The sequence below is a fragment of the Mobilicoccus sp. genome (genome assembly GCF_032060985.1).
GTDB lineage: Bacteria > Actinomycetota > Actinomycetes > Actinomycetales > Dermatophilaceae > Mobilicoccus.
The window spans coordinates 1-25024 of the sequence record NZ_DAMBGD010000013.1 but is presented as its reverse complement, the minus strand read 5'-3'; the positions used below and the strand labels follow the sequence as shown (position 1 = coordinate 25024).

Sequence of the window (25024 nt, the reverse complement as noted above, 5' to 3'; positions counted from 1 at the left end):
CCTTCATCACCCTCTCGATCGTCACGGCCGAGTCCTTCTTCGACACCGCCTCCTCGACCTTGCTCAACTCCTCACCGGTCACCTCGGTGTGCCGGTGTCGCATCCCGGGGCCACGGTCGCCCTGCCCCGAGCCGGTCGATCCGTTCGCGTCTCCCGCGCTGTCGGTGTCCTGCCCGCTGCTCGTCGAGGACGGGCTCGGCGTCGAGTCGTCCGCCGAGGCGAGGGAGGCTCCGGCGAAGGCGAGGGAGCCCGCTGTCACGAGTGCGGCGGCGCCGGTGACGAGCTTCGTCGTGGTGTTCATGGTGGTCCTTCCGTCGTGCGGTGTGCCGCGTGGCGGCCTGTCACTTCACGCTCGGACCGGAACCTGTCAGGACGATATGAACCCGGTAGGGGGTGGCCGTGGCTTCCCGACGAGCCCGCCGTCGCACCCGCCCGCCCGTCGCCGACGGCGCTGTCACCGACCTCCTGCCCGCATCTGTCGGAGGGGGCGAGAAGCCGCCCGGTCCCCGGAGGGCCTCCCGCGGACGTGGCGACGGTGCCAGGATGGGGCATGGACGTCGTCGTCATCGGTGGTGGTCAGGCAGGGCTCGCGGCCGCGTTCTATCTGCGACGCGCGGGGCTGTCGTACGTCGTCCTCGACGCGGCACCGTCGGCCGGCGGGGCGTGGCGGCACACGTGGGACTCGCTCCGGCTGTTCTCACCGGCGGAGTACTCCTCACTGCCGGGATGGCCGATGCCGAGGACCGAGGACGGCAACCCCGATGCGGCCCACGTCATCGACTACCTGCAGCGGTACGAGGAGCGGTACGACATCCCCGTCGAGCGGAGTGTGCACGTCACCGGGGTGCGAGAGGGCGGCGAGGGGTTCGTCGTCACCGGGGTCGACGCCGGAGACGACGACGGCGACGGAGACGGAGACGGCGACTCGCGCACGTGGCGGGCGCCGGTCGTGGTGAGCGCGACCGGCACGTGGTCGCGGCCCTTCGTCCCCGCGTTCGACGGCCGCGCGACGTTCCTCGGGCGCCAGCTCCACAGTTCCCGATACGTCCGCCCCGCCGACCACGCCGGCCGGGCGGTCATGGTCGTCGGCGGCGCCAACTCCGGAGCCCAGATCGCCGCCGAGCTGTCGTTGGATCCCGAGGTGGGCGAGGTGTGCTGGTGCACGATCGACGAGCCCCGACTCCTGCCCGACGACGTGGACGGACGCGAGCTGTTCCGCGTCGCGTCGGCGCGGGTGCGAGGCGAGGCGGGCGCTCGAGGGGTGGGCGGACTCGGCGACATCGTCGTCGTCCCGCCCGTGCGGGAGGCGCGGGACTCCGGTGCGCTCCGGCGGTCTCCCATGCCCACCCGGCTCACGCGTTCCGGCGCGGTGTGGGACGACGGCACGAGCCGGGAGCTCGACGACATCGTGTGGTGTACCGGCTTCCGGCCCGCGCTGCGGCACCTCGACGGCCTCGACCTGCCGCGCGAGAACGGCCACATCGCGACGGACGGACCCACCGCGCGAGGGATCCGGGGGCTCTACCTGATCGGGTACGGCGACTGGACCGGACCCGCGTCCGCCACCCTGATCGGCGTGGGGCAGTGGGCGCGCGCCGCCGTCGACGACATCGTCACGCTGCGCGACGGCGTCACCGCCCGGAACCGCTGACGCGCCGGGACCACGGACGGACCACCGCGGTGGGCGGGCGCGTGCCCCCGCCCACCGCGGGCGGTCCGGTCCTCAGCCCGTGGTGGTGACGACCTGCGGGGTCTCGGCGCTCGTGCGGCACTGCTCGGCGAGCTGCTGGATGCGCTCCTGCTGCGCGCCGAAGTCGCGGACGATGCCGCTCATCGCGGAGGCGTCGAGGTCACGCGCGGCGACGACGCCCTTGGCGAGGGCGTCGTTGAGCTTGCGGGACTCCTCGGCGATCTGCAGACAGCTCTGCGGGACGGCGACCTGGTTCACCGTCTGCGTGACGGTCGAGGGCGTCGGTAGAGGCTCGGTCGTGGAGGTCGCAGTGGGCTCGGCCTGCGGGGCCCCGGCGTCGCCGCCGTCGTGCGTCGCGGCCCAGGTGATCCCGGCACCGAGCAGAAGACCGAGGAGCAGCGCGGCGATGATGAGCGGCCAGGGCGTGGTGGAACCGGGTTCCTCCCCCCGCACGGAGGCGGGGGTCGACCCGGAGGGGCGGTCGTCACGGATGTCGTCGGCCATCGTCTTCTCCCATATGTCGATTCGTCCCGTTCTCCACCTTAGGAGATGGCGCATCTCCCCGACCCCCGGCGGGGCGCTAACCTCGCATCGGACGAGGAATCGCTCGTCGACCAGGTCGGACGTCACGAAGGATCGTGAGGGCACCGCATGACCACGTCGTCCCCACCGCAGCCCCGTGGGGGCGTCTGGGCCTGGTACTCGCGTGCGGCCTACCGGTTGCGGTGGGTCATCGTCGCGACCTGGGTGGTGCTCTGCGGTCTCGTCCTCGCCTTCCCGCCCCCGGCGCTCGGGGGCGGCGAGAACGCGGCGGAATCACTGATGTCGCCGGACGGCGAATCGGTGCAGACCGAGCTTCGCGAGATGGAGATCTTCGGGTTCCCGCTGTTCAGCCGTACCGTCGTCGTCCAGCGCGACCCCGACGGCCTCTCCCCGTACGTGCAACTCGAATCCGTGCTCGACGCCATCGCCGTCAACCAACGGGAGAATCCGGAGCCCCCGCTCCTCGGGGCCCTACCGATGCCCAACGCCGTCACGTTCGGCGCGGGTCAACGCGAGCGGGGGACGACGGTCCTCACGTACCTGTTCATGGACCCCCGCACGACGTTCGGCGATCAGCACACCCATTCGCGGCAGTACGCCCACGCCTACCTCGAACGCGAGGAGGACCACGTCATCGGGGTCGCGGGGTCGGTACCCGCACGCGCCCAACAGGCCTACGTCGTCGGCGAGCAGATCCACATGCTCGAGATCCTCACGCTCATCGCGATCTTCGTGCTCGTCGGATTCGCGTTCCGGTCGGTCGTCGTGCCCTTCCTCGCGCTCGGCGCCTCCGGGGTGGCCGTCATCGTCACGATGTGGCTCGTCACCGCCCTCGCCGACGTGCTCGGCCTCAGTGCCCCCGCCGAACTACAACCGGTGCTCGTCGCCCTGCTCCTCGGTGTGGTCACCGACTACACGATCTTCTACGTCACCGGCCTCTCGACCGCCCTGGGCCGCGGCACCGGGGACCGCCGCGAGTCGGTGACCTCGGCCGTCGCCACGTACACGCCGATCATCGTCGCCGCGGGCGTCACGGTCTCCGCGGGCACGCTCAGCCTCGTCGTCGCGAAGTCGGTGTTCTACCGGATGTTCGGCCCGGCGATGGCGGTGACGATCGGGGTCGGCCTGCTCGTCGCCATCACGCTCGTCCCCGCCATCGTCGCGATCCTGGGCTCCCGGATCTTCTTCCCACGCAGCACCGCCGGCATCGCCTCGATGGCCGAGCCGTCGCCCTGGATGGGTCGCGTCGTCGAGGTGCTGTCGCGGCGCGGCCCGGCGATCGCCGCCCTGACGGTGAGCGCCATCGCCCTCGCCCTCGCGGCCCTGCCGCTCGGCGGACTCGTCCTCAAGGCGGGCTTCACGAGTTCCCTGCCCGACGACAACACCGTCAAACGGGCCGCGGTCGCCGCCTCGGACGGGTTCTCCCCCGGCATCACCTCACCGACCTCGATCCTCGTCGAGGGCCCCGGAATCGGCGGCAACCTCGACTCCCTCATCGCGTTCCAGGACGCCGTCGCGGCCCGTGAGGGCGTGGCGGGCGTCGTGGGTCCGGCGTTGTCGATGCCGCAGTTCGACACCCACGTCTTCACCTCGCGCGACGAGAACGCCGCGCGCATGCTCGTCGTCCTCGATGATTCGCCCCTGGACGGCCGGGCCATCGAGACCCTCAGCGCGCTGCAGGAGGGTCTGCCCGCGCTCGCCGCCGACGCCGGACTCGCGACGAGTCGGATCGGTGTCGGCGGGGACACGGCCCTCGCGGCCGCGATCATCGACGAGACGAAGGCCGACCTCGGCCGTCTCGCCGTCGCGGGCATCGCCGTCAACCTCGTGATCCTCATCGTCTTCCTACGCGCCCTCGTCGCGCCGCTGTACCTGCTGGCCTGCAACATCCTGTCGGTCGCCGCCGCCCTCGGACTCACGACGTGGCTGTTCACCGGGGTCCTCGGCGAGGACGGCATCACGTTCTACGTCCCCTTCGCCGCCGCCGTGCTCCTCGTCGCGCTCGGCTCGGACTACAACATCTTCGGCGTCGGTCGCACGTGGGAGGAGGCGCGTCACCGACCGCTCAAGGAGGCGATGGCGCTCGCCATGCCCGAGTCCTCCAAGGCGATCACGACGGCGGGACTCGCGCTCGCGGTGAGCTTCGGGATGCTCGCGACGATCCCCCTCACGGCGTTCTCCGAGCTCGCGTTCGCGATGAGCGTGGGTGTCCTTCTCGACGTGTTCGTCGTGCGGACGTTCATGGTCCCGGCGTTGCTCACGCTCGTCGGGCAGAAATCCGCCTGGCCCCGCACGAGCCTGCGCGTCCGGTCGCCCGCAGCGGACGCCGACGAGGTCGCCGCGACTGTCGCCCCGCCGACCTCCTGACCGTCGTCCGCCTCGACGCCGGCGGTGCCGGCGCTCGGCGCCGGGCATGGCGACACAGCGCGACGACGTCGGTGGTCCGGGCCGTGCCTCAGCCGATGACGACCTCGTCGCCGACCTCGACCGTGCCGACGCGTTCGGGGACGAGGTTGACGGCGAGCCAGGTCGCGCCGTCCCAGCGGCGGTGGATCGCGAGCGTGCGCAGGGGCTCCTTGCCGCGGGCGAGGTCGTCGGGGTCGATGGTCGTCATGGCACAGCGGGCGACGGGTGAGTCCGTGCGCAGGACGACGTCGCCGATGCGCACCCGCGGCCAGTCGTCCTCGGCGAAGGGGGCGGGGGCGCCGTCGACGAGGAGGCTGGGGCGAAATCGGTCGGCGACGAGCGGAGTCGGCGTCTCACCCCGCTCGCGTGCCGCCTCGGTCGCCCAGGTGTCGACCTGCGCCACGGACTCCATCGAGAGGAGCGTCACCGGCGACCCGTCCTGGAAGGTCGCGAGGTCACCCTGACCGGCGCCGCGGCGCTGCGGTGTCGGGCACCAGACGAGCCGGATGTCGTCTCGCCCGAGGTGCTGCGCGAGCCAGCCGTCGGCCTCGTCACCGGCCGGCCGCGCGCGGAGGTGGGTCGACCGGAACAGGCGCACGTCGACCTCCCCACTCGTCGGTGTCGAGAGTTCGAGCGGCGGCCGCCCCGGGGCGTCGAGGCGGAGGTCGGCGTCGGTGCCACCGGTCACCGCGTTGCTCGCGCGGATCGTGAACAGCCGCGGCTCCTGACGGGCCGAGATCATCTCGCCACTCACATCGACGACCATCCACTCGCGGTCGCCGCGCAACCCCGCGGGCGTGACCTCGGCCCGCCGGACGTGGCGGATCTGCGTGCTCTTCACCGGATGGATCCCGATCGCGCTCACCCGCACGTCCATGCCCGTCCCCACTCCCCGTCGTCGTGTGTCGTCCCGGTGTCCTCGTCCACCGTGGTCGGGGGACGAGCGCGCCGTCGCCCACACGCGGTGCGCGCCGTGGTCCCGGCCCGTGACGGCTCATCCTCACATCCTCCGGAACCTCCACGCCGCACCGCCGTGGTGTCCGAGAATCGAGGGACGAGCGAGGAGGAGTTCATGCAGAGCGCACTGTCCGGGTTGAACGACGTCAACCGGTTCGACCCGTCGGAGCGGTCGTGGGTCACCGAACGCATCCGCCGCCTCGAGGCCGACGCGCGCCGATCTGCCGACACCCACCTGTGGCGACTGGAGTTGCCGGAGTCCTGGGGCATCGACCTGTACCTCAAGGACGAATCGACTCACCCGACCGGCAGCCTCAAGCACCGCCTCGCGCGATCACTGTTCATGTATGCGCTGGTCAACGGGTGGCTCGGACCCGACACCCTCGTCGTCGAGGCCTCCTCGGGGTCGACGGCGGTGAGCGAGGCGCACTTCGCGCGGATGCTCGATCTGCCGTTCGTCGCGGTGATGCCGGCCTCGACGAGCGAGGCGAAGATCGCGCTCATCGAGGCGCAGGGCGGGCGCTGCCACTTCGTCTCCTCCGCCGAGGAGATGTGCGCCGAATCCCGGCGCCTCGCCGCGCAATCCGGCGGCAACTTCCTCAACCAGTTCACCTACGCCGAGCGCGCGACCGACTGGCGGGGAAACAACAACATCGCCGAATCGATCCTCACCCAGCTCACCGAGGAGGGGCACCCGGTGCCGTCGTGGATCGTCGTCGGCGCGGGCACCGGAGGAACGAGCGCGACCCTCGGCCGGCACCTTCGCTACCACCGTCTTCCCACGCGGATGTGCGTCGTCGACGTGGAGAACTCCGCGTTCTTCGACGGATGGGTCACGGGCGACCCCGACCACACCTGCTGCGGCAGCTCCCGCATCGAGGGCATCGGTCGACCCCGCGTCGAGGCCAGCTTCGTCGGCCAGACGGTCGACCGGATGATCCAGGTGCCCGACGAGGCGTCGGTGGCCGGTGCCCGATTCCTCACCCGCCGCCTCGGTCGCCGGGTCGGCGCGTCGACCGGGACGAACATCATCGGCGTCGCCAAGATCGTCGAGGAGATGCGCGCCGCAGGAGAGACGGGCTCGATCGTCACCCTTCTGTGCGACTCCGGCGACCGCTATACCCACACCTACTTCGACGACGCCTGGGTCGCCGAGCAGGGGTGGGCGTTGGAGTCGTGGACGCAGGAGCTGGAACGCGTCCTGCCGGGGCGATGAGCGAGGCGGCGGGGGCCGAGCCCGTCGAGTTCGTCGCCGACGGCCTCACGTTCCGCGTCGACCCGGTGACGTTGCGCGACTCGTGCACGGACCCGGCCGGTCTCGCCGAGTTCTGCGACGCCCATCCGACGCTGCCCGCGACGGTCGCCTACCTGCGCATGCTCGGGCGTCTGGACGAGGCGGAGCAGCGTGGCCGCGCCACCCTGCCCGACTCGAGCGACCCTGCGCGTCGCGCCGCCGCACTCGCCCGCCTGGCCCACGTACAGCAGTGGCAGGGCCGATTCGACGAGGCGCTGGCGACGTTCGAGGCCGCTCTCGCCGACGTCGAGCACCTCGATCACCCTCGCCTGCACGCCTCGGTGCTGCAGCACCGGGCCAAGTGCCGCCTCGACGCTGGCGACCTCTGCGGTGCTCTCGCCGACGCCCGTGCGGCGCTGAACCTGCGCCGGGACGCCGACGAGGACGAGATCGCCTCGACCCGACTGCTGATCTCCGTGTGCGACGCCCGCGCTCGGATCGGAGGTGAGCGCTCGGACCGGAGGTGATGGCGTCCGGTCCGAGCGCTACCCTCCCGTCCCAGGTGGGACGTCCTTGGCCTCCGACCACCGGGTGACCACCTGGGTGTCGCTGACGAAGCGGACGGGGCTGCCGCCCGTCCAGCGACGGCCCGCATCGAGCAGAGCACGGTCGACGCGGGCGGCGACCTCCTCGGCGTGGGCGCGGGGGGTGTGGACGAGCAGCTCGTCGTGGAGACAGAGGACGATCCGCGCGCCGAGGTCGCGCGTCGTGGCCCGGACGGTCGCCGCCCACGCCTTGAAGAACTCCGCCGCCGCGCCCTGGATGATCGCGTTGCGCGCGAATCGCCCTCGCGCCGAGTCGAGTTCGGGATTCTCACCGGGACGTCGGTTGGGGCCGAGCATCCGCGCGGTGGGGATGAGGCGCCCCCCGAAGGTGCGGACCGGTTCGCCCCGTACCCCCGCCTCGTAGGCCCGTTCGAGGTGCGCGATCGCCACGGGGTACTCCCGCTGCAACCCCGCGAGCGCGGCCGACGCCGACCCGGCGCGACCTCCGTACATCGCCGAGAGGACGGCGACCTTCGCGTGCGCCCGGTCGACGCGCAGCCGACTCGCGACCGGGGCGTAGAGGTCGTCGGCGCGAGTGGCCTCGACGAACGCGGCGTCCCCGGAGACGACGGCGAGCACCCGGGGTTCGATCTGGCCGAGGTCGGCGCGGACGAACACGTGCCCGGGGCCGGCGTCGACGGCAGGGCGGAGGACCGCGGGCAGGTTGTGCAGGCCGCTCGCGGCGGTCATGCGTCCGGCGCCGCCGTCGCAGGCACGCCACTCGCCGCGGAGGCGGTCGTCGGCGCCGACGTGCTCGGCGATCCACGCGAGGCCGTAGGTGGTGGCGATCCGTTCCTCGGCTCGCCACCGCAACAACGCGGGGACGACGGGGTGGACGCCGACGTAGTCCTCGAGGACGTGCTTGCGGGTCGAGGGGACGTCGATCCCGACGGCGACGAGCATCGCGCGGACGGAGGCGGGATTGCGCAGGTCGACGTGTCCCTGGCCCGGGACGAGGCGGAGCACCTCCGCGTCGCGCTCGGCGGGTGGCCCGCTCATCGGACCGACGATCGACAACAGGGCGTCCCGGTCGACGGGCAGCCCGTCGTGGCAGAGTTCCTCGCAGAGCAACGCCGCCGCGGACTCGGCGGGCACGGTGCGCACGAGGCGGGCCGAGACCCTCTCGGCCGCCCGACGCTGAGCCTCCGCGCAGGTGAGCAGGGCCTCCGCCCACGCGAGGAGACGGTCGTCGGTGACGGCCCACTGCCCCGCAACGGCGTCGGCACGCAGATAGCCGTCGGGGCGGACCGGCGAGTCGTCGTCCCCGTCGTCCCCGTCGTCCCCGGGGCCGGCGAGGTCGAGGAGGTCGCCGCGATGGGCGGCGGGACGGCCGGCGGGATCGAGACCGTGGGCCGTGGCCCAGGCGAGGTCGCGATCGGCGTCCATCCCCCCGACGAGAAGGCGGTGGGCCTCGGCGACGTCCCACACGCGCGCGGGGCGCACCCCGCCTTCGACGAGCATCCGTCCCGCGCCCGCGGCCGCCCACCACACCCAGCGCGGCCGGTCGGCGTCGGCGTCGATGCGCGCCGCGAGACCCGGGGCGTCGGTGAGGGAGACGACCTCACGGATCCCGGCGCCGACGAACGCCACCCGCCGCACCGAGGGCGCACCCCACGCCTCCACGGCGGACGGTCCGACGACGAGCCCCACCCACTCCGCACGAGGGGCGCCATCGTTCGCCGACATGGCCGTCACCCTAGCCCGCGGAGAAAACAGCGGTCCGGCCTCGGGCCCCGTCTGCTGGCTCCCTCTGCCGACGACGGCGTCACGACATGGAGTGGCCTACCTCACAGCCGCCGTCACGGTCGCTCCGGCACATGGTCGCACGGAGAGATCGACCAGGTCACACGCTCGAAGCGTGGAGTTCTCACCATCGCTCAATCCCCACGTGAGAAGTCGGTGACGTGCGTGTGACACCGACGCGACGTCCGCATAACACGCATTTCCTACCTTTCCAGCACGCGCTCACCACAGGGGTGGGCCTGCACCGCTGGAGGGTTCATGACCACCACGACGCACGAGGTACCGGTCCCGGGCCAGGCGCCCCCCCTCTCGCACCGGCCGGGACGGTGGATCGACGCGTGGAACCCCGAGGATCCACGCCAGTGGGCCGAGGTCGGGCGATCCACGGCTCGGCGCAACCTGGTGCTGTCGATCTTCGCCGAGCTGTTGGGCTTCGGCGTCTTCGCCCTGTGGGGCATCGTGGTCCCGCAGCTCGCGGCGTTCGGGTACACCGGCGACGCCGCGTTGACGGAGACGCAGCAGTTCTGGTTGATCTCCGTGCCCGTCCTCGTGGGCGCGACTCTGCGTATCCCCTACACGTTCGCGGTTCCGCACTTCGGTGGTCGCAATTGGACGGTCATCTCGGCGCTCCTGCTGCTCATCCCGACCGTGGGCCTCGCACTCGCGCTACAGGCGCAGGCCGGTTTCCCGGTGTTGCTCCTCGTGGCAGCCACTGCAGGCTTCGGCGGCGGCAACTTCGCCTCCTCGATGGCGAACATCTCCTTCTTCTTCCCCGCCGCCGAGCGCGGCAGGGCTCTGGGCTTCAACGCGGCGGGCGGCAACCTCGGCACCGCCATCGTCCAGTTCCTCGTTCCCGTCGTCGTCGTGTGGGGCGCAGCGACCGCCGCCGACCCCGACCTGCCGATGGCCGGGTGGATGTTCGTCCCGGTCTGCCTTCTCGCAGCGTTGCTGGCCTGGCTCCTCATGGACAACCTGTGTTCGGCTGCCACCGACAAGAGGTCGTTCGCCCGGGCACTCCGCATGCGGCAGACCTGGTTGCTCGCCTTTCTGTACATCGGCACCTTCGGATCGTTCATCGGGTTCGCGGGCGTCTTCCCCAAGCTCATGCACGACGCCTTCCCCGAGCACGGCCTTTCGCTCGCGTTCCTCGGTGCCCTGGTGGGTTCGCTCGCCCGGCCGGTGGGCGGCTGGGTCGCGGACGCGGTCGGCGGCGCGGCGGTGACGCTCGGCTCGTTCCTCGCGATGGCACTCGGCGCGGCCGGTGCGATTCATGCCCTTCAGGCGCACGACTTCCTTGTCTTCATGGGCAGCTTCCTCTGGCTGTTCGTGTTCACCGGCGTCGGCAACGGTTCGATCTACCGGATGATCCCCGCGGTCTTCGAGGCCACCGCAGAGGATCGGTCGACGGCCGGACGGGATGCGACCAAGCGGCTCGCGGCGGGTGCCATCGGCATCGTCGGTGCCATCGGCGCCTACGGCGGGTTCCTCGTTCCGCAGTCGTTCTCCCTCGCCAAGGCGCACAGCGTCAGCGCGGCACACCCGCACGGAACGATCGTGCCGGCGCTCTGGGCGATCATCGCGGTCTACGGCGTCATGGCCGTCACCACCTGGGTCGTCTACGGACGACGCGGCGCGGTGCTCAGGGACCACAAAATCTGATGGCCGTCGACACGCACTGCCCGTACTGCGCGTTGCAGTGCGCGATGACCCTGACCCGCGGCCCTGGGGGGAGGGTCGAGGTCACCGCCCGTGACTTCCCGACCAACCGGGGAGGCCTCTGCCAGAAGGGCTGGACCAGCGCCGAGCTGCTGTCCACCCCCGACCGGCTCACGACGCCGCTCGTGCGCGACCGCAAGGGGGAGCACCGGGCGGCCACCTGGGAGGAGGCGTACCGGGTCATCGTCGAGGGTGTCCGCACAGCGCAGGCGCGGCGAGGCAAGGACGCGGTGGCGGTGTTCGGCGGGGGTGGGCTCACGAACGAGAAGGCCTACACGCTGGGCAAGTTCGCGAGAGTGGCGCTCGGTACGGCGATGATCGACTACAACGGCCGGTTCTGCATGGCCTCCGCAGCCGCCGCGGGCAACCGGGCGTTCGGTCTCGACCGGGGCCTTCCCTTCCCGCTGGCGGACGTCGACGGGGCCGACGCCGTGCTCCTGCTCGGCAGCAACCTCGCCGAGACGATGCCACTGTTCGTCCCGCACCTGGCCGAGGTCCGCCGCCGCAGCGGCCTCGTGGTCGTCGACCCCCGCCGATCGGCGACGGCGATGCTCACCGACGAGGGAGGCGGCCTGCACCTGCGGCCTCAGCCGGGGACCGATCTCGTGCTGCTCCTGGGTCTTCTCCACGCCGTGATCGGAGGCGCCGGGGTCGACGAGGTCTACCTGACCGAACGGGTGAGCGGGTGGGAGGGCGTCGCTCGTCAGGCCGCGGAGTGGTGGCCCGAGCGGGTGTCCGGAACGACCGGAGTCCCGCCGGAACAGATCCGCGAAGCGGCAGCGATCCTCATCGCCGCCTCACCGGCGGCGGGCGGGCGCGGTGCCTACGTCCTCACCGGTCGCGGTGCCGAGCAGCACGCGCACGGCACGGACACCGTCACCGCCGCGATCAACCTCGCCCTGGCTCTCGGGCTGCCGGGTCGGCCGGGCAGCGGCTACGGATGCCTCACGGGGCAGGGCAACGGGCAGGGAGGTCGCGAGCACGGCCAGAAGTGCGACCAACTCCCGGGCTACCGCGCGATCACCGACCCGCGTGCGCGGGCACACGTGGCGTCGGTGTGGGGCGTCGACGTCGACGACCTCCCCGGCCCCGGCCTGCCCGCCGTCGACATGCTCGGACGACTGGGAAGCGAGGACGGCGCGTCGGTGCTCTTCGTCCACGGCGCCAACCCGGCGGTGTCGGCGCCGGACGCCTCCCGATTGCGTGAACGCCTGACCTCCCTGGACCTGCTCGTCGTCGCGGACTTCGTCCCCTCGGCGACGACCGCCCTCGCCGACGTCGTCCTGCCTGTTCCGCAATGGGCCGAGGAGGACGGGACGATGACCTCCCTCGAGGGTCGGATCCTGCTCCGCCGGGCGGCGGTGACGGCGCCCGGCCAGGTCCGCGACGAGCTCGACATCTGGGCGGACCTCGCCATCCTCCTCGGGTGTGCCACACGATTCGAGCGCACGGCCGAGGCGGCGATGGACGAGCTGGCCCGGGCCAGCGCCGGCGGTCTCGCCGACTACGGCGGTGTCACCCACGAGCGGCTCCGGCGGGACGAGGCCCTTCACTGGCCCTGCCCCGATGAGAGGGAGGGCACCCCCCGGCTCTTCGAGACCGCGTTCGCCACCCCCGACGGCCGCGCACGCGCGGTCACCCCGACGATCGCCGGTGTCGTGGACGACCTGCGACCCGACGCACCGATCTACCTGCTCACCGGTCGCGTGCTGCGCCAGTACCAGTCCGGTGCTCAGACCTCCCGGATCCCCCAGCTCGGCCGCAGGGGTGAACACGCCTACGCCGAAGTGCACCCGCTCACCGCCCAGCGACTCGGGGTCGAGGACGGCGCCGACGTCGTCATCACCGGCGCGCGCGGCACGCTGACCCTGCCTGCGCTCGTGACGACGGCGGTCGACCCGGGTTGCGTGTTCACCCCGTTCCACCACCACGACGGTGGCGCCGTCGTCAACGACCTCACCAACCCCGCGGTCGACCCGATCAGCGGGATGCCCGAGTTCAAGGTGTGCGCCGTCGACGTGCGCGCCGCCGACCCCCGCGCGGAGGTACCCCGATGAGACTCGACACGCACCGACAGACCAGGCACACACGCGGGCGCCGACACCGTGTCGTCGTCGTGGGGAACGGCATGGTCGCCGCGAGGTTCATCGACGAGCTGCACCGGCACTCACCTCACGCCGCCGAGGGTTTCGACGTCCAGGTCATCGGTGAGGAGCCGCACGAGCCGTACAACCGACTCCTCCTCTCCGAGGTCATCGCGGGACGAGCGACGCTCGACGGGCTGCGCCTCCCCCAGCCCCCGGCCTGGGTGGGGGTGACACGCGGGGCCGAGGTCGTCCACATCGACCCCGTGGCGCGTCTCGTCGTCGACTCGCGGGAGGGGCAACATGCCTACGACACCCTCGTGCTGGCGACCGGCGCAGAGCCGCGTCTTCCCCTGCCACCGAGTACGGCTCGCGGTCTGCGATCGCTCCGCACACTCGATGACTGCCGTGAGTTGCTCGCCGCCACCGCCTCGACGGCCCGCGTCTGCGTCGTGGGCGGTGGGCTGCTCGGGATCGAACTCGCCTGCGGTCTTCGCGCTCGAGGTGCCGTCGTGACGGTGGTGCACCGCGCCACTCATCTCATGGAACGGCAGCTGGACGAGGCCTCCGCCGAGGTTCTCGCGCTGGAGATGGCGCGCCTGGGCATCGCGGTCGTCACCGGTGCACAGGTGACGACCGTGCATGAGAGCGCAGGTGCGGTGAGCGGCCTGGAACTGGACGACGGTCGGGTCGTGCCCGCCGACGTCGTCGTCGTCAGCGCGGGTGTCATCCCGCGAACCGCCTTAGCGGGGGCGGCCGGCCTCACGGTGGACCACGGCATCCTCGTCGGAGGTGACCTTCGCTCACCGGACGACCCTCACATCGCGGCGATCGGCGATTGCGCTCAGGAGGCGGGGTCGTGGACGGGCCTGCTCGCTCCCGGGTGGGATCAAGCGCGACGGCTGGCAGCCCAGCTGAGCGGTCGGCCGACGCAGTCGGCGCCGGGTGTCACCGACGTCATCGCGCTCAAGGCCGTCGGGCTGAGTGCCGTGACGATCGGCCGCCTCGACCCGACCCATCGCGTCCTCCGGCTGCACGACCCCGACGCCGGGCGGGCGATCACGGTGGCGACGGACGGAGGCCGGGTGACCGGCGCGATCTGTGTCGGTGCCGCGCCCATCGCGACGACTCTCGTGACGGCCTTCGAGCGAGGAACCCCCGTCCCCGTCGATCCGGCCTTCCTCCTCCTCGACGGCCTCCCGTCCACGCACGCCCCGGCCCCCCACCCAGCGTCGATGCCGGCGTCGGCGACCGTCTGTCGCTGCAACGACGTCTCGAAGCAGGCGATCCTCGACGCGCACGCCGAGGGTTGCCGCAGCGTCCCCGAGGTGGCCGAGGCGACGCGGGCGACGACGGGGTGTGGTGGCTGCGCCGCGACCGTCTGCGAACTCCTGGCATCGATGGAGGAGTCAGCTCCCCCGCGGCCACCGGAGACCCCACGGGCGGTGGCCCCCGTCGATGGTCCTTCGGTGTCAGGGGCCGGCCGATCTCACGACGTCCTCAAGGTGCCGTGAGAAAGGTGTTTCACCCCCGACACATAGAGGAGTCATCCGTGAAACACGGCCTGGCTAGGGTCGACGCACGCACGGCGAGGGGGGAGAACGCCACTTCACGCCTCACCCCCAGCCCTCCCCTGCTGACGGGGTGGCGCCGAGGCCCAGACGTCCCCCACCACCCGACCGGCATCGATCAGAGGAGTACGTCATGAGCGAACCCGACACCCACGTCGTCGTCATCGGTGGGGGCATGGTCGGACACCGGTTCGTCGAGGCCCTCCGCTCCCGCGATGCCGCAGGCGCACACCGGATCACGGTCATCGCCGAGGAGGGCCGGCTCCCCTACGACCGCGTGGCCCTGACCTCGTTCTTCGCGGGCCGGTCGCCGGACGACCTCATCCTCGGAGAGGACAGCCTCTGGCACGATCCGCTCGTCGACCTGCGGCGGGGCGTGACCGCCGTCGGCCTCGATCGCAGCTCTCGGACCGTGAGCCTGAGTGATGGGGATGATCTGCACTACGACCACCTCGTCCTCGCCACCGGTTCCTCCGCCTTCGTCCCGCCGGTTCCGGGTCACGACCTGCCGGGCTGCTTCGTCTATCGCACGGTCGACGACGTGATCGCCCTGGAGAAGTACGTCGAGCAGAGGCGCGCCGCGCACCCGGAGACACCCGTCCGGGGCGCCGTCGTCGGTGGAGGGCTGTTGGGGCTGGAGGCTGCCGGCGCCCTCCGCGCCCTCGGCGCGCGGCCCACCGTCGTCGAGTTCGCCCCGCGGCTCATGCCACTCCAGGTCGATGAGGGCGGCGCTGCCCAGCTCACGCGCATGATCGAGGACCTCGGTGTCGAGGTGAGGGTCGGCACCGCCACCGCGAGCGTGGACGACGAGCAGACGGGCCGCGTGCAGAGCATGGCGTTCGCCGACGGTGAACGGATCGCCACCGAGGTCGTCGTCTTCGCCACCGGAGTCCGGCCCCGGGACGAACTCGCCCGCACCTCAGATCTCCCGGTGGGTCCACGGGGCGGGGTCCTCGTCGACGAGGCGTGCCGGACGCCGGATCCGCGGATCAGTGCGATCGGCGAGGTCGCCTGCCTCGGCGGCGCCACCTGGGGGCTCGTCGCCCCCGGCTACACGATGGCCGAGGTCGTCGTGGACCGGTTGCTCGGCGGGGAGGCGGCCTTCCCGGGTGCGGACTGCTCGACCAAGCTCAAACTGCTCGGCGTCGACGTCGCGTCGTTCGGTGACGCGTTCGGCACCACACCGGGGAGCCTCGAGGTCGCCTACAGCGACGCGGTGAGCGGTGTCTACAAGAAGCTCGTCATGTCCGATGACGCCTCCACCCTGCTCGGTGGGATCCTCGTCGGCGACGCCTCGGCGTACGCCTCCCTGCGCCCGATGCTCGGGCGCCCGCTCGGCGTCGACCCCTCGGTGTTCATCGCTCCGGAGACCGCCGGCGCCGCGGCCGGCCTCGAGCTTCCCGACGAGGCGACCGCCTGCTCCTGCAACAACGTCAGCGCAGGTCAGATTCGTGAGGCCGTCACCGACGGGGGCTGTTGCTCGCTCGCAGACGTCAAAGGATGCACCCTCGCAGGCACGAGCTGCGGGTCCTGTCTGCCTCTCGTCAAGAAGCTCGTCGACACCGAGCTGACCCGCGCCGGGGTGAGCGTGAGCACGGCCCTATGCGAACACATTCCCCTGAGCCGGGCCGAGCTGTTCAACGCCGTCAAGGTCACCGGACTCACCACCTTCACGGCGATCATCGAACGTCACGGCACCGGGCACGGCTGCCACATCTGCAAGCCCACCATCGCCTCGATTCTCGCCAGCCTCGGCCACGGGCACGTGCTCGACGGTGAGCAGGGCACCCTTCAGGACACCAACGACCACATGCTCGCCAACCTGCAGAAGGACGGCACGTACTCCGTGGTCCCCCGCATCCCGGCGGGAGAGATCACCCCCGAGGGGCTCGTCGTCATCGGGGAGGTGGCGCGGGACTTCGACCTCTACACGAAGATCACCGGCGCCCAACGCATCGACCTGTTCGGGGCCCGCGTGGACCAGCTCCCCGCCATCTGGGCACGTCTCGTGGACGCCGGTTTCGAATCCGGACACGCCTACGGCAAGTCCCTCCGTGCCGTGAAGTCGTGCGTCGGGCAGACGTGGTGCCGATACGGCGTCCAGGACTCGGTCGCCATGGCCATCCGTCTCGAGCTGCGCTATCGCGGGCTCCGCGCCCCGCACAAGCTCAAGGTCGGAGTCTCCGGGTGCGCCCGCGAGTGCGCGGAGGCGCGGGGCAAGGACGTCGGCGTCATCGCGACCGATCACGGCTGGAACGTCTACGTGGGTGGCAACGGCGGGTTCACCCCCCGTCATGCGCAGCTCCTTGCGGAGGACCTCGACGACGACGCGCTCGTGAGGACCATCGACCGGTTCTTCATGTACTACATCCGCACCGCCGATCGGTTGCAGCGCACCGCCGCCTGGCTGGAGGAGGTCGACGGCGGTCTCGCGCACGTACGCGCCGTCGTCATTGACGACAGCCTCGGCGTCGCCGACGACCTCGACGCGGCGATGGCACGACACGTCGCCACCTACTCGGACGAGTGGCGCGACGTGCTCGAGGACCCGGAGAAGCTGTCTCGCTTCGCGGCGTTCGTCAACGACGACGGACACGACGACGGACTGCGGTACGTCGTCGAACGGGGTCAGCGCCGGCCGGCGACCCCCGAGGACCGGAACGACCCCCGGGTCGAGATCGTCGACGCCGCTCGGCGTCCCGTACTCGTCGCCGGGACCACGCTGGAGGTGCGCTCATGAACTGGAACCCCGTCGTCCCCCTCGACCGGCTGCCGGTCGGTCGAGCGGTCGTCGCGCGCGTCGACGGCGTGCAGGTCGCCCTCGTGCGCGTGCGCGGCGAGGAGGTCTACGCCGTCGGCAACCTCGACCCCTTCAGCGCCGCGCCCGTCATGGCCCGGGGCATCGTCGGCTCCACCGTCGTCGACGGAGACGAGCGCCGCACCCTCTCCTCACCGATGTACAAACAGGCCTTCGACCTCGCGACCGGCCGCTGCCTCGTCGACCCAGACGTAAGCCTCCCGGTCTGGCCGGTGCGGGTGATGGACGGCGTCGTCGCGCTCGGCGACCAGACCAGGGGCACGCTGCGTGACGCCCCGAACGAGTTCGCGCAGCAGGGCGCCGCGTGAGCACGACCCTCACGCTCGACCTGCGGGGACGACGGGTTCTCGTGCTCGGGGGCGGTGTGCGCGCTGCGCGACGCGTGTCCGAGCTCATCGAGGACGGCGCCGACGCCGTCGTCCATGCCGAGGTTCTGGGCACCGACCTGCGGGAGGCCCACGCCGAGGGACGCCTGGGGTGGTCGCGCACACCCCCCACGCCCACCGACGTCGCCTCGTCCTGGCTCGTGTGCCTGTGCACCGACGAGCACGCCGGCACCGGCGTCGGCGATGGCTCCGGCCGCGGAGGCGGCGCCGATGAGGACGACGAGCATCGCGTCGCACGGTGGGCGAGGGAGTCCCGGGTCTGGTGCGAGGGACTCGATGCCTTCCCGCTCGACGAGACCACGACACGGTCCCCCTGCGGCGACCCGACGGTGAACGAGGAATCGACCACGGCCGGGGAGTCGGTGGCGGTGGCAGACCCGGCGCAGGTGGCGGCACCGACGACACCTCGTGGCCGGGTGGTGCTCGTGGGGGGCGGCCCCGGGGCCGATGACCTCATCACGGTCCGGGGACTCCGCGAACTCGCACGGGCAGACGTGGTGGTCGTGGATCGCCTTGCCCCCACCGGCCTCCTTCATGGGCTCGGCGATGGCGTCGAGATCGTCGACGTCGGCAAGACGCCGTATCACCACCCGGTCCCGCAGCACGAGATCGACGGGCTCCTCGTCGATCGCGCTCGTCGCGGTCAGTACGTCGTCCGGCTCAAGGGCGGCGATCCGTTCGTGTTGGGTCGTGGCGGTGAGGAGTGGGCGGCGTGCCGCGAGGCGGGCGTCCCGGTGGACGTGGTGCCCGGCGTCTCCTCGGCCTTCGCCGCCCCGCTCGCCGGGTTGGTTCCGGTGACCTACCGTGGCGTCGCCACCGGTGTCCTCACGATCTCCGGACACGATGACCTCTCCCCCGACCTGTTGACGCGGTGGCCGCACACCATCGTCATCCTCATGGGCATGGGCCGACTGGCCGAGATCGCCGCCTCCCTCGTGCAGGCCGGCAAGGGCGCGCAGACGCCCGTGGCCGTGATCCACCGTGCGTACAGCCCCGACCAGCGTGTCGTGCGCGGCAACCTCGCCGACATCGCCGCCCGGATCGTCGCGGCCGGTGTCGGCAATCCGGCCGTCATCGTCGTCGGCAAGGTCGTCGAGGCCCTCCCGTACGATGCCTGAGGTGAACACGCAGCTCGCCGGCACGCGCATCGTGCTCACGTCCCAGCGACGCAGTACCGAACTCGGGGCGGCCCTCGAACGCCGCGGCGCCCGCGTCGATCACGCCCCCTCCTTGAGCATGGTCCCGCACGTCGACGACACCGCCTTGATGGCGGTCACGCGGGAACTCATCGACCGACCGCCCCAGGTCGTCGTCGTGACCACCGGTGTCGGCTTCACGGGGTGGATCGAGGCGGTCGACGCGGTCGGTCTCGCCGAGCCGATGGCCCGCATGCTCCAGAGCGCTCGGATCGTCGCGCGGGGACCGAAGGCCCGCGGTGCCATCCAGGCCGCAGGATTCACCCCCGACTGGGTCGCGGAGTCCGAGACGAGCGCCGAGCTGCGGGACTTCCTCCTCACCGAGGGAGTCGCCGGAGTGCGGATCGCGGTCCAACATCACGGATCCGGCGCGGACGGGCTCGACGAGGCATTCGAGGGCGCGGGCGCGGACGTCGCGTCACTCGTCACCTATCGCTGGGGACCGGCACCGGATGCGGAGGTGGTGGCACGGGCCGTTCGGGTGGTGGCGCGACTCGACTGCGACGCCGTCGTGTTCACGTCTGCTCCCGGCGCCGTGGCGTTCCTGCGTGCGGCGGAGGAGATCGGCCTCGAGAAGGAGTGTGTGGCCGCGATGAGCGACCCCCAGGGGGTGCTCGCCGCCACCGTCGGTCCCCTCACTGCGGGGCCCCTGCAGGCAAGGGGTGTCGATCCGTTGGTGCCCGACCGATTTCGGCTCGGCGCGCTCGTGCGTGCCCTCGTCACGGAGCTGGCCGAGCGTCGCGCCCCGGCGGTGTCGACGAGCGCCGGGGAGCTGCGGGTGCTCCGCAACGCCGCCCTGCTCGACGGCCATCCCCTGGTCCTCTCGCCGGCCGCGCTGACGGTGCTCCGACTCCTCGTCCAGGCCCGGGGGGCGGTGGTGACGCGCGAAGAGATTCTCCAGCTCCTGCCAGGCGCCACCGACACTCATGCGGCGGAGGTCGCGGTGGCCCGGCTGCGGGACGCCGTTCCCTCCCGCGACCTCATCAGCACTGTCGTCAAGCGTGGGTATCGCCTCGCGGTGACGGCATGAGCCGCGGACTGCTGATCTGCGCGCACGGCACCGACGACGCGGCGGGGCAGGCCGTCGTCGCCTCCCTCACGGCGCAGGTCGCCGACCTGCTCCCCGGGGTGGACGTGCGCGCGGCGTACGTCGACGTGCAGGAGCCCACGCTGCCGACGGCGGTGGAGGAGGCGGCGGGGCGGCACCACTCGGTGGTCGTCGTCCCTCTGTTGCTGTCCTACGGCTACCACGTCGCGGTTGACGTCAGGAAGGCCGTCGAGCCCCACCCGCACGTCATCGCCCGCGGTCAACTGGGCCCGCATCCCCTCCTCGTCGATGTGCTGCACGACAGGTTGCTCGAGGCCGGAGTGGCGCCGGAACGGCCGGTGGTCGTCGGTGTCGCCGGCTCGAGCAGGGCAGCCGCTGCGCAGGACGCCGAGAAGACCCGACGAATGCTTGCCGACCGGTGGGACGGCCCGGTGCGCGTCGGGTACCTGTCGGCGATGGCACCGACCGTGCCCGAGGTCCTCGCCGAGATGCCCGACGCAGCGATCGCGACCTACCTCGTCGGCCCCGGCTTCTTCCAACGAAAGCTCCAGCGCGCCGGCGCCCACGCCGTCAGCGCACCGCTCGGCGACGACCCCCGACTGGCTCAGCTCCTTGCGGCCGGCTACGCGGGTCAGCGCCCGGAGTCGCGCTGACGGCGACGCTACAGCGAGACCCCGAACGCCCAGACGAGCAGGGTCGTCGTCGTCAGCGTGACGAGCACGATCCCGATGAGGTTGAGGATGACGCCGCCCTTGACCATCTGCCCGACCGTCACGTACCCCGAGCCGAAGGCGATCGCGTTCGGCGGCGTGGCGACGGGGAGCATGAACGCGCAGGTCGCGCTGAGCGCGACCGGGACGGCGAGGAGCATGGGGTCGATGCCGAGGCCCATGGCGACGCCCCCGGCGACCGGCAGGAACGTCGCGGCGGTGGCGGTGTTGCTCGTCAGCTCGGTGAGGAAGAGGGTGCCGGCCGCGACGAGCGCGATGAGGACGATGACCGGGAGCGCGCCGAGGGCGCCGACCTGCTCGCCGATCCACTCCGTCAGCCCGGAGGAGGTGAACTGCGCCGACAGGGCGAGGCCACCGCCGAAGAGGAGCAGCACACCCCAGGGCAGGGCGACGGCGGAGTCCCAGTCGAGGAGGCGCACACCGCGGGCCGACCCGCCCGGGATGAGGAACAGCAGGACGGCCACGACGACGGCGATCCCGGCGTCGCTGATCGGCGCCGGGTCGAAGACCAGCGGAACGGCGACCCAGCTCACGGCGGCCAGGACGAAGATCGCGAGCACACGCATCTCACCGGCCGACATCGGGCCGAGCTTGTGCAGCTCGGACTGGAGGAGTTCTCGGCCACCGGGCAGTTCCTTGACCTCGGGGCGGAACAGCACCTGGGTGAGCAGGAACCACGTGACGACGAGGAAGGCGGCCGACAGCGGCACGCCCACGAGCATCCACTGCCCGAAACCGATGTTCACCCCGAACGCGTCGTGCATGTATCCGACGAGCAGGGTGTTCGGCGGGGTCCCGATGATCGTCCCCAGGGAGCCGAGCGAGGCCGCGTACGCGATGCCGAGCATGAGCGCCGTGCCGAAGTCGGACTTGATGACCGCGTCCTTGACCTCCGTGCTCTCCAGGTCGACGTTCGTGGGGTCGACGACCTCGTCGAGCGCGTCGGAGGACTCCCCACCCGCCACGCCGTCGCGCCCGCCCTCGCTCTCACGCTGCTCGCGGCGCGCATTGGACACGAGGAGCAGCACCGAGACACCGATCGGAAGCATCATGACGGCGGTCGCCGTGTTCGAGACCCACATCGACAGGAACGCGGTGGCCAGCATGAATCCGGCGACGATCCGGTTGGCCGAGGTCCCCATCACCTTGACGGTGAGCAGGGCGATGCGGCGGTGCAGGTTCCAGCGCTGCATCGCGAGGGCCAACATGAAGCCGCCCATGAACAGGAAGATGATGTTGTTGCCGTAGGAGGAGCCGACATCATTGACCGACGTGTCGGAGCCGAAGATCGGGAAGATGATGAGCGGCAACAATGCCGTCCCGGGAATGGGGATCGCCTCGCTCATCCACCAGATACCCATGAGGACCGCCGTGGCCGCGGTCAGGCGCCCGTCGTGGCCGAGATCCTCCGGCAGGATCAGATAGACGACCCCGGCGGCCAGCACACCGAGCAGGAATCCACCGAGCCGCAAGGCATGCGTGCGAGGTGGATCCCCCTCGGCGCGTTCACCAGGGGACTTGAAATCGATCTCTTCTCCGCGGTGGGGGTCGGCCTCCAGCCCGCGCAGATGATCTCCCGGCATGGGGTGCGACATGGCAATCTCCCGTTCGTCGGTGAGAGCCAACCTAATGGAATCACCGCAGGGGATCGCCGATCAGCGATCACCGATCGGGGGAATCCGGACAGAACGGGCTGAGTTGCCTGCCGGCCGTCTGAGCCGAATCCGCCGTCTCTCCTCGGGTGCTCGATCACCGACGACCCGCGCCGCCCCCTCCGACCACGCCGTCCGCGCACGCACGCCGAGCCGTTACGCTCACTGCCGACCGCGAGAGTTGGGAGAGAACGTGGCACCGGAGAACCGTCGCGGCCTGGGCGCCGCCCTGTGGTCGGCGCCGTCGCTGTTGTTGTGCGTGGCGGTGCTGGGCTGGTCGGGCAACTTCGTCGTCGGCCGCATGGTGGGCGCCACCGTGCCGCCGGTGGCCTTGGCCTTCTGCCGGTGGCTGGTCGCCGTCGTCGTCCTGCTTCCGTTCGGGTGGCGGCGGTTGCGGACCGACCTTCCCCTGCTGCGTGCGCAGGCTCCGCTCATCGGAGTGCTCGCGGTCTCGGGCATCACCGTGTTCAACACCTTCGTCTACATCGGGTTGGGGACGACGCCGGTGGTGACCGGGGTGCTGCTGCAATCGGTGGTGCCGGTGTTCATCCTCGTCTTCGCGGCGGTGCTGTTCCGCGAGCGTCCCGGGCTCACGCAGGTGGCGGGGTTGACGTTGTCCCTGCTCGGCGTCTGGATCGTCGTCACGGGCGGGCAGATGGTGCCCACCCGTTCGGGGCCGGCCACCGGCCTCGGGGCCCTGTGGATCCTCGCGGCCGTCATCAGCTACGCCCTGTACACGGCCGTGCTGCGGCTCGCTCCGCCGGTCCACCCGATCTCGCTGTTGCTGGCGACCTTCGGCGTCGGGCTGGCGTTCCTCGCGCCGTTCGCGCTCGGCGAGTTCCTCCTGGGGGCGCGGATGCCGCCCACACCGGGGACGGTCGCCGCGGTGCTCTACGTCGCCCTGGTGCCGTCGATCCTGTCCTACTTCTGCTGGAACCGAGGCGTGCAGCTCCTCGGCGGAGCCCGCGCGGGCCAGTACATCCACCTCATGCCGGTCTTCGGCGCCGTCCTCGCCTTCGTCGTCCTCGGCGAGGCCCTGCGCCCCTACCACCTCCTTGCCGGGGCGGTCATCGGCGCCGGGATCATCCTCGCCGGCCGTCGGCCCCGCATCCCCGCGCCGGTGTCCTGAGTCGGCACGCCCGCGGCCGCCGGAGCTCGACCCACACGACCGCCCCGTGGACGAACCGCGCCCAGCTCCCGCCTCACCGCTGCGTATTCCCGCTCACCCGGTGCGAATCGGCACAGTGTGCGGCCGTCCCCGATCGGGTACTGACCCGTCATGGTTGACGCCTCCCACGACACCGACACCACGACGACAGATCAGCTCACGCTTCAGGACCCGGTCTCCCGGTACCCCTCGATCACCCCTCCCGCCGAGGCCCTCCCCGGCACCGGCCTCGACGCCGAGATGGCCCCGAAGGCCGACCTCGGGGAGCACTCTTACCGCGGCACCGGCCGCCTCGAGGGCCGTAAGGCGCTCATCACCGGTGGTGACTCCGGCATCGGCGCGGCCACGGCCATCGCCTTCGCCCGCGAGGGCGCGGACGTCGTCCTCACCTACCTCGAGCAGGAGGAGGAGGACGCGAAGAACGTCGCCCGCATCATCGAGGCCGAGGGCCGCACCGTCGAGACGATCCCCGGCGACCTGCGCGACAAGAAGTTCTGCAAGGACCTCGTCGCCAAGGCCGTCGAGACGCTCGGCGGGCTCGACATCCTCGTCAACAACGGCGGCAAGCAGGTCGCCGTCGAGGGCATCGAGAACATCACCGACGAGCAGCTCGAGGCGACCTACGACGTCAACATCCTCGCGATGTTCCGCCTGGTCAAGGCCGCCCTGCCGCATCTCGAGCCGGGTTCGACGATCATCAACACGACCTCGATCCAGGCCTACGAGCCCTCCGAGACCCTCGTCGACTACGCCTCCACCAAGGCCGCCATCAACAACTTCACCAAGGGCCTCTCCCAGCAGCTCGCCCCCAAGGGCATCCGCGTCAACGCGGTCGCCCCCGGGCCGATCTGGACGCCGCTGCAGCCCGCCGGTGGCCAGTTGCCCGACGACCTGCCGGAGTTCGGCAAGGCCACCCCGCTCGGACGCGCCGGTCAGCCGACCGAGCTCGCCCCGGCCTACGTGTTCCTCGCCTCCCCCGAGAGCAGCTACGTCGTCGGCGAGACCCTCAACGTCAATGGCGGCATGGTCAGCCCGTGATGCCGCGACACCGTGACGTCGCCGGGTCGCCGCCCCGACCACCGCGGCAGCGACGCCTGACGTCTCACGACGGGGCCCGTCCACGCAGGCGCGTGGGCGGGCCCCGTCGTTCGTCGGCGGATCGACTTCTCGGGGGTGTCCGCCGGGCGGACGTCCGGAACCCGTCACCGGCCCCGTCCGTCACAGCGCCGCCTCCCGGCCGGACCCCCGACGCGGACCTTCGGCCGGGCACGACCGCAGCGCTCGGCGACGAGGCGGTCGAGACGTTCACCACGGCGCGGTGCGGAACGAACCCGTCATCCACAGGGCTGCTCTCGGCCTTTTATACATACTTATGTACGAGTAAAATGAGAGCATGACGGGCCACCTCACACCCCCGGAGATGTCGCTGGACTCAGCCGTCGCGCTGCTGGGTCTGGGGCGCCTGGGTGCGGTGCT

Annotated in this window: 19 protein-coding genes; 14 read left to right on the top strand and 5 right to left on the bottom strand. The window is 71.5% G+C overall.

What is annotated here, in order from left to right; all coding sequences use genetic code 11:
- Positions 1–301: hypothetical protein (locus RT054_RS10950; RefSeq protein ID WP_313023598.1), on the bottom strand; the 301-nt coding region annotated here is incomplete at its 3' end.
- Between the two features lie 249 nt (positions 302–550).
- On the opposite strand from RT054_RS10950, the gene RT054_RS10945 reads away from it, so the two are divergent.
- Positions 551–1651 (top strand): ArsO family NAD(P)H-dependent flavin-containing monooxygenase, encoded by a 1101-nt coding sequence (locus RT054_RS10945; protein ID WP_313023597.1) that lies wholly within the window; start codon positions 551–553, stop codon positions 1649–1651.
- Positions 1652–1723: 72 nt separating this feature from the next.
- On the opposite strand, the gene RT054_RS10940 is transcribed toward RT054_RS10945, so the two are convergent.
- Positions 1724–2194 (bottom strand): hypothetical protein, encoded by a 471-nt coding sequence (locus tag RT054_RS10940; RefSeq protein WP_313023596.1) that lies wholly within the window; start codon positions 2192–2194, stop codon positions 1724–1726.
- Positions 2195–2341: 147 nt separating this feature from the next.
- Here RT054_RS10940 and RT054_RS10935 point away from each other — a divergent pair, with 147 nt between their 5' ends.
- Entirely contained in the window at positions 2342–4600 is a 2259-nt protein-coding gene (locus tag RT054_RS10935) for an MMPL family transporter (protein WP_313023595.1), read from the top strand.
- A gap of 88 nt (positions 4601–4688) precedes the next feature.
- Here the strand turns inward: RT054_RS10935 and RT054_RS10930 are convergent, their stop codons facing one another.
- On the bottom strand, positions 4689–5504 hold the full coding sequence (locus RT054_RS10930) for an MOSC N-terminal beta barrel domain-containing protein (protein WP_313023594.1): 816 nt from the start codon (positions 5502–5504) through the stop codon (positions 4689–4691).
- Between the two features lie 207 nt (positions 5505–5711).
- On the opposite strand from RT054_RS10930, the gene RT054_RS10925 reads away from it, so the two are divergent.
- Positions 5712–6812, top strand: coding sequence for a PLP-dependent cysteine synthase family protein (locus tag RT054_RS10925; protein WP_313023593.1), 1101 nt, complete (start codon positions 5712–5714; stop codon positions 6810–6812).
- The gene (locus tag RT054_RS10920; protein ID WP_313023592.1) at positions 6773–7357 is read left to right on the top strand and encodes a hypothetical protein; all 585 of its coding nucleotides are present in this window, start codon (positions 6773–6775) and stop codon (positions 7355–7357) included. The genes RT054_RS10925 and RT054_RS10920 overlap by 40 nt, the downstream gene beginning before the upstream one ends.
- Before the next feature lie 18 nt (positions 7358–7375).
- Here the strand turns inward: RT054_RS10920 and RT054_RS10915 are convergent, their stop codons facing one another.
- On the bottom strand, positions 7376–9121 hold the full coding sequence (locus tag RT054_RS10915) for a DNA polymerase (protein ID WP_313023590.1): 1746 nt from the start codon (positions 9119–9121) through the stop codon (positions 7376–7378).
- Between the two features lie 315 nt (positions 9122–9436).
- On the opposite strand from RT054_RS10915, the gene RT054_RS10910 reads away from it, so the two are divergent.
- The 8 genes from RT054_RS10910 (at position 9437) to RT054_RS10875 (ending at position 20650) form a co-directional block, all read left to right on the top strand.
- A complete protein-coding gene (locus RT054_RS10910; protein WP_313023588.1) occupies positions 9437–10837 on the top strand; it encodes an MFS transporter in 1401 nt (466 codons plus the stop codon).
- On the top strand, positions 10837–12951 hold the full coding sequence (locus RT054_RS10905; protein WP_313023587.1) for a molybdopterin oxidoreductase family protein: 2115 nt from the start codon (positions 10837–10839) through the stop codon (positions 12949–12951). Before RT054_RS10910 ends, RT054_RS10905 begins: the two co-directional genes overlap by 1 nt.
- Positions 12948–14492, top strand: a complete 1545-nt coding sequence (locus RT054_RS10900) for an FAD-dependent oxidoreductase (protein WP_313023586.1) — start codon at positions 12948–12950, stop codon at positions 14490–14492. The genes RT054_RS10905 and RT054_RS10900 overlap by 4 nt, the downstream gene beginning before the upstream one ends.
- 190 nt (positions 14493–14682) lie before the next feature.
- Positions 14683–17289: a nitrite reductase large subunit NirB gene (gene nirB / locus RT054_RS10895; RefSeq protein WP_313023585.1), complete on the top strand. Its 2607-nt coding sequence runs from the start codon at positions 14683–14685 to the stop codon at positions 17287–17289.
- Positions 17286–17675, top strand: a complete 390-nt coding sequence (gene nirD / locus RT054_RS10890; protein ID WP_313023584.1) for a nitrite reductase small subunit NirD — start codon at positions 17286–17288, stop codon at positions 17673–17675. The genes nirB and nirD overlap by 4 nt, the downstream gene beginning before the upstream one ends.
- Complete coding sequence (gene cobA, locus RT054_RS10885) at positions 17672–18871, top strand: uroporphyrinogen-III C-methyltransferase (RefSeq protein ID WP_313023583.1); 1200 nt, start codon at positions 17672–17674, stop codon at positions 18869–18871. Before nirD ends, cobA begins: the two co-directional genes overlap by 4 nt.
- The gene (locus tag RT054_RS10880) at positions 18864–19979 is read left to right on the top strand and encodes a uroporphyrinogen-III synthase (protein WP_313023582.1); all 1116 of its coding nucleotides are present in this window, start codon (positions 18864–18866) and stop codon (positions 19977–19979) included. Before cobA ends, RT054_RS10880 begins: the two co-directional genes overlap by 8 nt.
- On the top strand, positions 19976–20650 hold the full coding sequence (locus RT054_RS10875) for a sirohydrochlorin chelatase (RefSeq protein ID WP_313023581.1): 675 nt from the start codon (positions 19976–19978) through the stop codon (positions 20648–20650). The genes RT054_RS10880 and RT054_RS10875 overlap by 4 nt, the downstream gene beginning before the upstream one ends.
- Positions 20651–20658: 8 nt before the next feature.
- Here RT054_RS10875 and RT054_RS10870 read toward each other — a convergent pair whose 3' ends face one another.
- Entirely contained in the window at positions 20659–22323 is a 1665-nt protein-coding gene (locus tag RT054_RS10870; RefSeq protein ID WP_313023580.1) for a DASS family sodium-coupled anion symporter, read from the bottom strand.
- Positions 22324–22573: 250 nt separating this feature from the next.
- Between RT054_RS10870 and RT054_RS10865 the strand changes: the two genes are divergently transcribed.
- Together RT054_RS10865 and RT054_RS10860 are read left to right on the top strand one after the other, a co-directional pair.
- Positions 22574–23509 carry a DMT family transporter gene (locus RT054_RS10865; protein ID WP_313023579.1) on the top strand — a complete coding sequence of 312 codons (936 nt, stop codon included), beginning with the start codon at positions 22574–22576 and terminating at the stop codon, positions 23507–23509.
- 150 nt (positions 23510–23659) lie between these two features.
- Positions 23660–24586, top strand: coding sequence for an SDR family oxidoreductase (locus RT054_RS10860; protein WP_313023578.1), 927 nt, complete (start codon positions 23660–23662; stop codon positions 24584–24586).
- Positions 24587–25024 lie beyond the last annotated feature (438 nt).